This is a genomic window from Plantibacter sp. Leaf314 (assembly GCF_001423185.1).
Taxonomy (GTDB): Bacteria; Actinomycetota; Actinomycetes; order Actinomycetales; family Microbacteriaceae; genus Plantibacter.
On sequence record NZ_LMOB01000001.1, the window covers coordinates 721,163 to 733,791 of the forward strand.

9 protein-coding genes are annotated in these 12,629 nt (G+C 69.8%); 2 read left to right on the forward strand and 7 right to left on the reverse strand.

The features are described 5' to 3' along the window. Positions 1–7 precede the first annotated feature (7 nt). A complete protein-coding gene (gene glgP, locus ASF68_RS03370) occupies positions 8–2,581 on the reverse strand; it encodes an alpha-glucan family phosphorylase (RefSeq protein ID WP_056006804.1) in 2,574 nt (857 codons plus the stop codon). A 172-nt stretch (positions 2,582–2,753) separates the two neighbouring features. On the opposite strand from glgP, the gene ASF68_RS03375 reads away from it, so the two are divergent. Further along, positions 2,754–4,808 (forward strand): maltotransferase domain-containing protein, encoded by a 2,055-nt coding sequence (locus ASF68_RS03375; protein ID WP_082498466.1) that lies wholly within the window; start codon positions 2,754–2,756, stop codon positions 4,806–4,808. Beyond that, the gene (gene glgB / locus ASF68_RS03380; RefSeq protein ID WP_157580187.1) at positions 4,805–7,087 is read left to right on the forward strand and encodes a 1,4-alpha-glucan branching protein GlgB; all 2,283 of its coding nucleotides are present in this window, start codon (positions 4,805–4,807) and stop codon (positions 7,085–7,087) included. Before ASF68_RS03375 ends, glgB begins: the two co-directional genes overlap by 4 nt. 84 nt (positions 7,088–7,171) lie before the next feature. On the opposite strand, the gene ASF68_RS03385 is transcribed toward glgB, so the two are convergent. From ASF68_RS03385 to ASF68_RS03405, 6 genes are all read right to left on the reverse strand, one after another. Next, the gene (locus ASF68_RS03385) at positions 7,172–8,164 is read right to left on the reverse strand and encodes a tetratricopeptide repeat protein (protein WP_056006807.1); all 993 of its coding nucleotides are present in this window, start codon (positions 8,162–8,164) and stop codon (positions 7,172–7,174) included. Next, positions 8,161–10,029, reverse strand: a complete 1,869-nt coding sequence (locus ASF68_RS03390; protein WP_056006810.1) for a hypothetical protein — start codon at positions 10,027–10,029, stop codon at positions 8,161–8,163. The genes ASF68_RS03385 and ASF68_RS03390 overlap by 4 nt, the downstream gene beginning before the upstream one ends. Positions 10,030–10,148: 119 nt before the next feature. Then, positions 10,149–10,892, reverse strand: a complete 744-nt coding sequence (locus ASF68_RS03395; protein ID WP_056006813.1) for an alpha/beta hydrolase — start codon at positions 10,890–10,892, stop codon at positions 10,149–10,151. Between the two features lie 55 nt (positions 10,893–10,947). Continuing rightward, positions 10,948–11,238 (reverse strand): hypothetical protein, encoded by a 291-nt coding sequence (locus tag ASF68_RS18435; RefSeq protein ID WP_082498467.1) that lies wholly within the window; start codon positions 11,236–11,238, stop codon positions 10,948–10,950. Between the two features lie 56 nt (positions 11,239–11,294). Beyond that, on the reverse strand, positions 11,295–11,963 hold the full coding sequence (locus ASF68_RS03400) for a lytic transglycosylase domain-containing protein (protein WP_200921020.1): 669 nt from the start codon (positions 11,961–11,963) through the stop codon (positions 11,295–11,297). Positions 11,964–12,038: 75 nt separating this feature from the next. Continuing rightward, positions 12,039–12,596: a DivIVA domain-containing protein gene (locus tag ASF68_RS03405; protein WP_235522551.1), complete on the reverse strand. Its 558-nt coding sequence runs from the start codon at positions 12,594–12,596 to the stop codon at positions 12,039–12,041. Positions 12,597–12,629 lie beyond the last annotated feature (33 nt).

The window sequence follows — 12,629 nt, forward strand, 5'->3', positions numbered from 1 at the left end:
CCCGCCCCTACTGGTCCGCCAGGGCGACCAGTCCGAGCTCCGCCGGCGTGAGCAGCAACTCGTGCTTCGGAACGATGCGGACCGTGTACCCGAAGCCACCCGCGCGATCGAGTGGCAGGGTGCCCGCGTATTCGAGCGTGTGCTCCGGTCGGCTCGTGGACGGGGTCTGCTGCTGCTCGAGCGGCTGCGAACCGACGTCGAGCAACTCGCCCGCGGCTCCGGGGACCCCGGAGACCACTTCGACGGTCACATCGTCCGGTGACAGTGAGCCGAGCTGGACGTACGCGCGCAACCGCAGCACGTCGCCGACCTGCGGGACCTCGTCGACACCGCCGCTCTCGACGTGGGCGACGGCCAACTGCGGCCACGCGTCGCGCACACGTCGTTTGTAGGCCGCCAGATCGCGGGCGCCGAGCTGATCGGACGCGGACAGCGCACGTTCCATCTCGGCCGCCGGGAGGTACATCCGCTCGGTGTACTCGCGCACCATCCGGTCGGCGCTCAGCGGCTCCGACAGGGTGGAGATCGTGTGTCGCACCATCTGCAACCAGCGCCACGGCGGTGCACCGTGCTCGCGGTCGTAGTAGCGGGGTGCGAGCTGGTGCTCGATGACGTCGTAGAGCGACGCGGCCTCGAGGGCGTCGCGCTCGTCGTCGTCCGGCGTGCCGTCGGCGGACGGGATCGCCCACCCGTTCTCCCCGTCCGCGTACTCGTCCCACCAGCCGTCGAGGATCGACAGGTTGAGCGCTCCGTTGAGCGCCGCCTTCATGCCGGACGTCCCGCAGGCCTCGAGCGGACGCAGGGGGTTGTTCAACCACACGTCACAACCCGGGTAGAGGGTCTTCGCCATCCCGATGCCGTAGTCCGGCAGGAAGACGATGCGTGCACGCAGGAGGGGGTCCTGGGCGAACTGCACGAGGCGTTGGATGAGGCGCTTCCCCTCGTCGTCCGCCGGGTGCGCCTTCCCCGCGACGACGATCTGGATCGGTCGATCCGGGTGCAGGAGCAGCGAGCGGAGTCGGTCCGGGTCGCGCATCATGAGGGTGAGGCGCTTGTACCCCGGTACCCGTCGTGCGAACCCGATCGTCAAGACCTCCGGATCGAGGAGTTCGTCGATCCAGGACGGCACGACGGCGAGGGGATTCTGCGCACGGTAGCCGTCGGCGATCCGACGGCGCACATCGGCGACCAGGCGCTCGCGCATCCCCCGTTTGAGCATCCAGAGCTCGTCGTCGGACACGGACGGACCGGCCCAGTCGGCGCGGCCCGGCTCGATCCCGCCCCACCGTTCATCGGCGAACCCGAGGAGGGCGGGATCCGTCCAGCTCGGGGCGTGGACACCGTTCGTGATGGAGGTGATGGGCACGTCGGAGACGTCGAATCCCGGCCAGAGGCCTCGGAACATCGCACGACTGACCTCTCCGTGGAGTCGACTCACCCCGTTCGCGCGCTGCGCCAGGCGGAGACCCATGATCGCCAGGTTGAACACCTCGGGCGAGCCGCCGTTCGCGGTCTCGTCGCCGAGCGCCAGGACGTCCGGTGCGGCCACGCCGGGGAGCAGGTCGCCCGAGAAGTAGCGCTCGATCACGTCGTTCTCGAAGCGGTCGATGCCGGCGGGCACCGGCGTGTGCGTGGTGAACACCGTGCCCCCGCGAACGAGCTGCAGCGCCTCGTCGAAGGAGAGGCCGTTCCCGACGAGGTCGCTGATCCGTTCCAGGCCGAGGAACCCGGCGTGGCCTTCGTTCGAGTGGTACACCTGCGGGAGCGGGTGGTCGGTCAGCTCGCTCCACTGCTTGATCGCCCGGACACCGCCGATGCCGAGGAGGAGCTCCTGGTGGAGGCGATGCTCGCCGCCGCCGCCGTACAGCCGGTCGGTGACCGCGCGCAACTCCGCGACGTTCTCGGGGATGTCGGTGTCGAGCAACAGCAGTGGGACGCGTCCCACTTCGGCGATCCACACCCGCGCGGACAGGCTGCGGTCCTCGGGCAGGGCCAAGGTGACGGTGACCGGCGTGCCGTCCGGTTCTCTGAGGACCGTGAGCGGGAGGCCGTCGGGGTCTTGTACGGGATAGGACTCCTGCTGCCACCCGTCGTTCGTGATCGACTGGGCGAAGTACCCCGAGCGGTACAGGAGGCCGACGCCGACGAGGGGCACCCCGAGGTCCGACGCGCTCTTCAGGTGGTCTCCGGCGAGGATACCGAGGCCGCCCGAGTACTGCGGGAGGGCGGCGGCGACACCGAACTCCGGCGAGAAGTAGGCGATCGTCTGCGGCTTCGGGTCGGGAAGACCCTGGTACCAGCGCGGCTCCTCCAGATACCGGCGGAGGTCGGCGTGGAGCGCTTCGGCGCGACCGACGAAGTCCGCGTCGGCGGCGAGCTCGGCCAACCGTTCGGGGGTGACGAGGCCGAGGCCCGTGATCGGGTCGTGCCCGGACTCCCGCCAGACGTCAGGGGCGATCTCGTCGAAGAGGCGCTGCGTCGGCTCATGCCACGACCAACGGAGGTTCGCCGCGAGGGCGGTCAGCGAGGTCAGTGACTCCGGGATGAGCGCGCGGACGGTAAACCTGCGGATAGCCTTCACGGGCTCACTCTATGGCACCCCCACCGGCGGCCCGACCGGCCGCCGTCCACCCTGCGGGAACCGCACGGCACCGTCCGCCTTAGCATGACGCGCGACACCCCGCGCGGCCCTTCATCGGCCCACGTTTCGCGGTACGGTCGGACGAGTGGCACCGAAGGAGATGGAACGCACTATGCCGAAGTCAGTACCGCAGTCCTCCACCGTCGACGACGCCGGAACGGTGTCGCTCACACTCACCCCGAACATCGGGCGCATCCCGATCCTCGATCCGACCCCCTCCGTCGAAGGCGGGCGTTGGCCGGCCAAGGCGTTCGCAGGAGAGGTGGTCCCCTTCGCGGCGACCGCGTTCCGCGAAGGCCACGACCTGATCGGGGTCGAGCTCCTGCTCACCGACCCCCGTGGGAAGACGGCCGCCCATCGCATGGCACCGGGCGCCGCCGGTACCGACCGCTTCGAGGTCCAGGTCCAGCTCGCCACCGAGGGGACCTGGAGGTATCAGGTGCGTGCCTTCGCCGACGAGTTCGCCACCTGGGAGCACAACGCCCGGGTGAAGATCGAGGCGGGCGTCGACGTCGACCTCATGTACCTCATCGGAGCGGAACTCCTCGAGGGAGCGTCGACGGACAAACTCCGCCCCGCCAAGGACCGCCGGTTCCTCACCTCGACCGCCAAGCTGCTCCGCGACGCCGACGCCGATCCCGACGCGAGGTTCGCCGTCCTCGACGATGCGGAACTGCTCGCCATCGCCGCGCGACGCCCGTTCGCCGGACTCGCCAGCACCAGCGAGCAGCGACGCATCCGGGTCGAGCGCACGCGGGCCGGTGTCGGCTCGTGGTACGAATTCTTCCCCCGCTCCGAGGGCGCCGAGCAGCGCCCGGACGGATCCTGGGCCTCCGGCACCTTCCGGACGGCCGCAGCACGCCTCCCCGCCGTGGCCGCGATGGGCTTCGACGTCCTGTACCTGCCTCCCATCCACCCGATCGGCGAGACCTTCCGCAAGGGACCGAACAACACCCTGACGCCAGGCGAACACGACCCGGGATCGCCCTGGGCCATCGGTGGTGCCGCCGGCGGCCACGACGCGATCCATCCCGACCTCGGAACCGAGAAGGACTTCGTCTCCTTCGTCCGCCAGGCGAAGAAGTTCGGCCTGGAGATCGCGCTGGACCTCGCCCTGCAGGCCTCGCCCGACCACCCCTGGGTGACCGAACACCCCGAGTGGTTCACGACGCTGCCCGACGGCACCATCGCGTACGCGGAGAACCCACCCAAGAAGTACCAGGACATCTACCCGGTGAACTTCGACAACGATCCCGAGGGCATCCGGACCGAGGTGCTGCGCATCGTCCGCCACTGGATCTCGCTCGGCGTCCGCATCTTCCGCGTCGACAACCCCCACACCAAGCCGCTCGACTTCTGGGAGTGGCTCCTCGCGACGGTCAACCGCACCGATCCCGACGTGGTCTTCCTCGCGGAGGCGTTCACCCGACCGGCGCTCCTGCAGGGACTCGCGAAGGTGGGCTTCCAGCAGAGCTACACGTACTTCACCTGGCGGAACACGAAGGAGGAACTCGAGGAGTTCCTCGGCGCGGCGGCCACCGAGACCGCCGACTTCCTCCGCCCGAACCTGTTCGTGAACACCCCCGACATCCTGACGGAATACCTCCAGTTCGGTGGACGCGCCGCGTACAAGGTGCGTGCGGCCATCGCGGCGACGGCAGCGCCCACCTGGGGCGTGTACGCCGGATACGAGCTCATCGAGAACGTCGCCCGCCCGGGTGCCGAGGAGAACATCGACAGCGAGAAGTTCGAGTACCGTCCGCGGGACTGGGCGGCGGCCGAAGAGGCCGGGACGTCGCTGTCACCCTATCTCACTCTCCTCAACCAGATCCGACGGACGCACCCCGCACTCCGGCAGCTGCGCAACATCAGCTTCCACTGGAGCGACGACGACCAGATCCTGGTCTTCAGCAAGCATCTCGACGAGCGGTTCACCGGGACGGGCGAGCCGGACACGATCGTCGTCGTCGCCAACCTCGACCCGCACTCCGTGCGACAGACGATGGTGCACCTCGACCAGACGGTCTTCGGTGGCGTGCCAGGAGGCACCTTCGACGTCACCGACCTCGTGACCGGGGCCGAGTGGATCTGGTCCGACAGCAACTTCGTGCGCCTCGACGCCTTCACCGAACCCGTGCACATCCTGAGCGTGAGGATCCGACCATGACGACCATCCCCCCATCCGCCGGCGGTGCTGCGGCACCGAAGCGCTCGGGTCGGCGGGCTGCCGCTCCCCCGGCCGCCGAGGTGGCTCCGCCCCCGCGTGAGCTCCCGCTCCCGTCCGTCGACGACTGGATCCTCGACGCGGTCTCGGAGGGCCGGTACCACGATCCGCACCAGATCCTCGGGCAGCACCTCGTCGACCTCGGCGGGGTGAGCGACCCGCTCGTCGTGGTGCGCGCGCGCCGCCCCCTGGCCGAACAGGTCACGGCGGTCCTCGCGAATGGAGCGCGCGTGGAGCTCGCCCACGTCCGATCCGGCATCTGGCAGGGCTTCCACGTCGACGGCATCCTCGACTACACGCTCGACGCACGGTACGGGGACGGCTCGACTTGGAACGCCGACGACCCCTACCGCTTCGCCCCGTCCATCGGCGAGCTCGACCTCCACCTCATCGGTGAGGGACGCCACGAGCGGCTCTGGGACGCCCTCGGCGCACACGTGACCGAGCAGCAGGGTGTCGCCGGCACCGCGTTCGCCGTGTGGGCACCACACGCGCGGGCCGTCCGCGTCATCGGCGACCTCAACTCGTGGGACGGCACCGCGCACGCGATGCGGAACATGGGAGCCACCGGGGTCTGGGAGCTGTTCATCCCCGGCGTCGGTCCCGGAGAGCTGTACCGATTCGAGATCCTGGCCCAGGACGGCCGCTGGGTCCGACGGTCCGACCCCATGGCCCGGTTCACCGAGCGGTCCCCCGCGACCGCATCGGTGACGGGTGTCAGCGACCACCGCTGGAACGACGCCGACTGGATGGAGCGTCGGGCCGCGAGCGACCCGCACAACGGCCCGATGAGCGTCTACGAGCTCCACGTCGGGTCGTGGCGTCCCGGCCTCGGCTACCGCGACCTCGCCGACCAGCTCATCGAGTACATCGGCGAGCTCGGGTACACGCACGTGGAGTTCATGCCGCTGGCCGAGCACCCCTTCGGCGGCTCCTGGGGCTACCAGGTGACCGGCTACTACGCTCCGACGAGCCGGTTCGGTTCGAGCGACGATCTGAAGTACCTGATCGACCGACTCCACGGCGCCGGGATCGGTGTCCTCATGGACTGGGTCCCCGGCCACTTCCCGAAGGACGAATGGGCACTCGCCAATTTCGACGGCCAGCCCCTGTACGAGCACCCCGACCCGCGACGCGGCGAGCAGCCGGACTGGGGCACGCTCGTGTTCGACTTCGGCCAGCCCCAGGTCAAGAACTTCCTCGTCGCCAACGCCCTGTACTGGCTCGAGGAGTTCCACGTCGACGGTCTCCGCGTGGATGCCGTCGCCTCGATGCTCTACCTCGACTACTCGAGGAAGGACGGCGAGTGGCTCCCGAACGTCCACGGAGGACGCGAGAACCTCGAGGCCATCAGCCTGCTCCAGGAAGCGAACGCGACCGCGTACCGCCGCAACCCCGGCATCGTGATGATCGCCGAGGAGTCGACCAGTTGGCCCGGCGTCACCGCGCCGACGAGCGAGGGCGGCCTCGGCTTCGGCCTGAAGTGGAACATGGGTTGGATGCACGACTCGCTCGAGTACATGCAGTACGACCCGCTGTACCGCTCGCACCACCACGGTGAGATCACGTTCTCGATGGTCTACGCCTTCAGCGAGAACTTCCTCCTGCCGATCAGCCACGACGAGGTCGTCCACGGGAAGGGCTCGCTGCTGGCGAAGATGCCGGGTGACCACTGGCAGCAGCTCGCCAACATGCGCGCCTACCTCGCGTTCATGTGGGCCCACCCGGGCAAGCAGCTCCTCTTCATGGGTCAGGAGTTCGGCCAGCCGTCCGAATGGTCGGAGGAACGCGGGCTGGACTGGTGGATCCTCGATCAGCCGAGCCACCGCGCCCTGCTCGGGCTCGTCGCGCGGCTCAACGCGGTGTACACCGAGCATCCCGCGCTCTGGGCGCTCGACCACGACCCCGCCGGCTTCGAGTGGCTCGACGGCGGCGACGCGCAGAACAGCGTGCTGTCGTTCATCCGCTCCGACGACGAGGGCAACGTCATCGCCGCGCTGGTCAACTTCTCCGGAGCGCCGGTGGGGCCCTATCGCGTCGGCCTCCCGCGCGCCGGCAGATGGGAGGAGCTGCTCAACACGGACGCCGTCGAGTACGGCGGATCGGGTGTCGGGAACTACGGATCGATCGAGGCGACGGCGGCACCGTGGGCCGGCCGGCCGGCCTCCGCGGAACTCACCCTCCCCCCGCTCGGCATGATCTGGTTGAAGCACGTCGGCTGAGCCGGGCGGACGCATCCCGGCTGCAGCACGAAGGCCCGCCTCCTGAGGGAGGCGGGCCTTCGTCGTCCGCTGGACCGGGACGGATCAGTAGAGCAGGCCGGTCAACCGCGCCCGAGCCCGCATGACGCGGGGATCGGTGACACCGGCGACCTGGAACAGCTCGAGCAGGCGCGTCCGGACCGTGTCCTTGTCGGCCTGGTCGAGTTCGGGGAACATCGTGAGCAGTCGGTCGAAGGCGTCGTCGACGTGGCCGCCGGACAGGTCGAGGTCGGCGACCGCCAACTGAGCGTCGAGGTCGGCGGGAGCGGCTGCAGCCCGACTGCGGATCTCCTCCAACGTCTTCCCGCCGAGACGGTGCAGGAGCCGTACCTGGGCGAGGCCGGCCACGGCCATGTCGTCCTTCGGGTTCTGGGCGATGGCTTTCTCGTACGCGGCGATGGCCGTCGGGTAGTCGGCGCGCTCGATGGCCTCGTACGCCTCCGCGTGCAGCGGCGGCAGGGGCGGCTCCGCCGGCTCCGCCTCCTCGGCTGCGGTCGCTCCGTCGGCGACGACAGCGCGGCCGGAGACGCCGTTCTGCGCGGCCAGCTGGAGCAATTGCTCGATGACCTCACGCACCTGGGACTCGGGGATCGCACCGTTGAACATCGGCACGGGTCGGCCACCGACGACCGCGACGACCATCGGGATCGACTGGGCCTGGAACGCCTGCGAGAGCTGCGGGTTCGCATCGACGTCGACCTTGGCGAGCACGAACCGACCGGCGTATTCCGCAGCGAGACGTTCGAGCACCGGCGAGAGCTGCTTGCAGGGCCCGCACCATTCCGCCCACAGGTCGATCACGACCGGGACGACGGAGGACAGTTCGACGACCTGGCCGAATCCGTCGTCCGACGCGTCGAAGACGAACGACGGGACGTCGACGGTCTGTCCGGTGGTCGCGCCGGGTGCCTCCGCGGGGGCGCCTGACTGGCCCGGCTGAGCTGGAGCTCCGGCGGGCGGTGCCTGGTGGCGACGGGCGAGGCCGGACAGGTCGACGGCGCCGCGCAGGTGCGCCGCGCTCGGCTCCGCGGCGCTCACGGGAGCTCCGATGCGGCGGTGAGGGTCTGGGTGAAACCGAGCAAGGTGATCTTCTCTCCGGAGTTGACGGCTGGCACGTAGAACAGGAGCTGGTCGCCGTAGGTGGCCTGCGTCCCCTTCGCGCTCTCGGTGATCCCGGAGAGCGCGGCGACGGAACCCTGAGGTTTCACGGTAGCACCGGCGGTGACGACGCTGACCGTCTCACCTTCCTGGACGTTGACCGCCACGATCGCACCCGAGTCGTTGGTCGCCAGCGCGACGTTCGGACCGGTCCCGGCGGCGGCCGAGAAGGCGATGCTCGCGGTCGTCGGCAGGCCGGCGGCCTTCGTCGCCCGGTCGGCGGCGACCTGCGTGCGGAAGACGTCGCCGTCCGCGTCGAAGAGGCCGGCGAACGAACTCGCGTCACCGTTGGTGATGATGTCGGCGTACGCGGCCGCGATCTGCTCGGGCGGCATGACGAGCAGCTTCGAGTCCGGCGGCACACTCGCGGCGCCGATCGTCGCCGGAGCGACGTTCTCGAGCCGTGCGCCTTCGAGGAGCTTCTCCGCGTAGACGACCTGGTAGTTCGACCGCGGGTCCTCCTGCGTCATGACGAGGACGGTCGGCGAAACCGTCTCGTCCGACTTGTCCTGGATCGCGGTCATGACGGTGCGGGGCCAGGCGTCGGTCGCCTGCGGCAGGGTGAGGGTGACGGGCGACGCCGGGATGGGCGTCGCACCGGCGGCGTCGGCGACTTTCGCACGGAGGGCGTAGTTGGCAGTGCGTTCCGCGAGCGCCGGGCCGGCGAACCGGACCGCTGCGGCGGTGCCGTCGAGCGCGGCGTCGGCCTCGGAGGCAGCGGTCGAGATGCGCGACACGATGCGCTCGACCTGGGGAACGGTGACGACGGGAGCAGCGAAGTCCTGATCCTGGCTGTCGGCCGGGAGATCGGTCGCGGTCACCGTCGGCGTCGGGGACGGAGCACCGATCGTGGGCCAGTAGTCCTGTGAACATCCGCTGAGCCCGAGCGTCCCGACGAGGACGAGGGGCACACCGATCACCAGGGAACGGCGGAGCGGACCGCGCTTGGTCTTGCCTGCACCGAGTTCTCGGGGGCGACGCGGCTTCGGCTGTCTCGACATCTTGGTGAGGCCCTTCTGTCCTTGGCCGGGACCCTTGCGGCGCGGGCCGCGGGAGCGACGCATCCGCTGGATGCCCGACAGGTACAACACGATGCCGGCCAGGAGGACGACGATGCCGCCGGCGATCAGCGGCCCGGCCCACGGGGTGGCGTTGTCGAGGGGCCATGAGAGACGGAGTGAATCCGGGGCGGCGGCGCTGCCGTCGGTCGCGACGAGGACGTCGATGTCCTTCGGGAGGTTCATCGTCGCGATGACGGCGCCGGCCTCGTCGTACTCGCCGAGCCAGAGGTCCGACCCGCGCGGGTCGGGACCCTTGTCGTCGGCCGGGGCGGCTGCGGTCGGCTCCGGGGAGGGAGCGGTCGAGGGCTGGTCGCTCGGTGACGCGTCACCGTCGTCCGTGGAGTCGTCGGCGTCCGGGACGACGCTCGTCGTCGTCAGCGCGGTCCCCGCGCTGTTGACCCCGACCCGGCTGTAGGGCTCGTCGCCCAGCCAGGCGGTGATGTCGTCCGCGCGACCGTAGCTCATGAACACCTGTGTGTCGCCGCCGGCGCTCGCGACGATCGACTGCGCCCCCGGCTGCGACTGCAACACACTCCCGGGGATGACGATGAAGCGGTCTCCGTCGTCCACCGTCGTCGACAGGCTGAACGTACCCGGTTGGAGGAACACGGTCCGTTGCGCGATGCCGGTCACGATCATGACGGCAGCCACGACGAACGCGGCGATGGCGAGAACGAAACGCACGGAATACTCTCCTCTGGCGCCGGGGACGACGCGGGTGATCATGCGCCCGACGGGCTCCGGCGGGTCGGGCCGGCACGAGACGCAGGTGGTTCAGGCTATCGGACGTGACTGGGAGGCTGCTAGACGGCTGCTGAACGGTCCGGCGTCGGCCAGTGCGTCGGCAGCGGCAGTGCCGCAGGCTGCACCGCGGCCACGATCTCGGTGAGGACGCGTCGGGTCTGACTCTCGCCCACCCAGAGGTGCTTCGCACGGTCGACCGGTACGAGCGTCGCCCCCGGGAGGACGCCGAAACGCTCCGTCGCCTCCGGTGGCCGGAGGAAGTCGTCGAACTCCGGGACGAGCACGATCATCGGGCGTTCGTCGGCGGCCCACGCGCGCAACTCGTCGTCGCTGGTGCGGTGGAGCGGCGGCGAGAGGAGGATCACCCCGTCGACGGCCGCTTCGCGTCCGTACTTCAACACCAACTCGGTTCCGAAGGACCACCCGAGCAACCACGGATGCGGGAGTCCGCGCTCAGCGACGAAGGCCAACGCCGCCTCGACGTCCGCCCGTTCGCCCACTCCACCGTCGAAGGCGCCGTCGCTCGTCCCGCGGGGTGACGAGGTCCCCCGCGTGTTGAACCGGAGGACGGCGATCCCCGCCAGGGCCGGCAGGCGTGCGGCGGCCTTCCGGAGCACATGGGAGTCCATGAACCCGCCAGCGGTCGGCAGCGGGTGCAGGGTCACCAGGGTGGCGACGATCGGGCCGTCCGCCGGCACGGCGAGCTCACCGACGAGGGTCAGGCCGTCGCTGGTGTGCAGCTCGATATCCTCGCGGACGGCGGGCAACTCGGTCCCGCCGCGGATCTCGATGGTGTCGGTCATGTGATGTCTCCTCCTCGGGGCGGATCGTCGGCGTCTCCGGGCGACCGGAGCGCCCTCAACGGATCCGCCAACATCGCTCATGCCAATGGCGTCGAGCGGCGATGTCCGCCTGATCGCCCAGCACGCCGTCCGCGCGCCAGGTCACCACGTGCGCGGTACCCGGCGGGATCGTCTGCCCGCAGCCCGGGCAGACGTAGGTCTTCTGTGCGCTGGAACCGGACACCGGTTGGACATTCCAGGAGCCGTCCCGGTGGTCTTCGGTGCGCTTCCACCCGGCGAGCAGCCGGTCGAGCCCGTTGCCTTCGTCGTCGCCGGGCCGAGGCCGATGGCGGTGATGTCGAGGCATGGGTCAAGTCTAGGCACAGCCTCCCCGACACCCGTCGAGCGGGCGCGCGGGTCGGGTCAGTACCAGCCGTTCGACTCCGAGTGAGCCCACGCACCGCACGGCGTGCTGTACCGGCTCGTGATGTACCCGAGCCCCCAGGTGATCTGCGTGGCCGGGTTGGTCGCCCAGTCCGCTCCTGCAGACGCCATCTTCGAGCCGGGCAGTGCCTGCGGGATGCCGGTCGCGCCGGAGCTCGCGTTGTACGCGTACACGTTCCAGCCGGACTCGCGGTTCCACAGGGATACGAGGCAGCTGTACTCGCCCTCTCCCCAACCGTTCGCCATGACCATGTCGTACGCGATGGCCTGAGCCGTACCCGGGTCGGGTGTTCCCGCCGCCGGCGCACTGCCGGACGAGGAACCCTTGTCCGTCGCGGCCGGGGCGGCCACGGGTGGCGGCGGGGGCGGCGGAGCGACGACCTCGTAGCTGTCGCGGGCGAAGGTGTACTGGAAGTTCGAGCTGGCGACCACCGACTGCGCGGCGTTCCCGCCGAACTGCGCCTGCTTCTCGGCGTAGGAGGATGCCACCACGCTCGAGGTCGGGTCGACCATCGTCACCGCCACGAAGCCGAACGCCGCGGTGGCCGCGAAGATCCCGAGGACCTTCTTGCCACGCGAACGCGGACGACGGTAGGACTGAACAGCCTTACCGGAGTTCGGCTGGGCTGATGGTTTCCACGGAGTCACGTCAGTTGAGTGTTGAGGCACGATGCATCGATGGTAGCCGAGAACACCGGAACAGGCCACCGGAGAGGAGGACCCTCAGCGAACCGCCAGCATGACGTCGACGACGCTGTCGAGGAGGGCGTCGACCTGCGACTCTCGATAGCCCGCCCATTCGTTGCGGAAGACGGCGGTTCGGACACGGTCGACACTGAGCGGCGTCCCGTCGTGGAAATAGGCGACGAGGCGGTCCGCCAGAGCGTCGACGTCCTTCCGGCTGTACCCCCGCGCGAGGAGGCTCACCCGATTGAACCGTTGGCCCTCGGGACGGGTCAGCCGGTTGAGGATGACCTGGGCGGTGCCGCGGGCGTCACGGAGCCACTCCTTCGCGCCGCGCTCCTCGACGGACCGCTCGCGCTCCCGCAGGGAGAAGGCGTCCTCGAGGCGCTCCAGTGCGGCGTCGACGTGCTCGGTGCTGTACCCGCCGCGCACCAGCCGGAAGGCCACCCGACGGATGTCCTCTGCGGACAGCACGGTGTCGGCGTCGGCCTCGGCGTCCTGTGCGTACGCCGCGCGAGCGCGGTCGAGGAACTCGTCGACCTCGGCTGGATCGTAGCCACGCTTCGAACGCTTGGAGGTGGGGAAGATCGTGCTCACCGGACCATTCTCCCCCATGACGGACTGATCGAG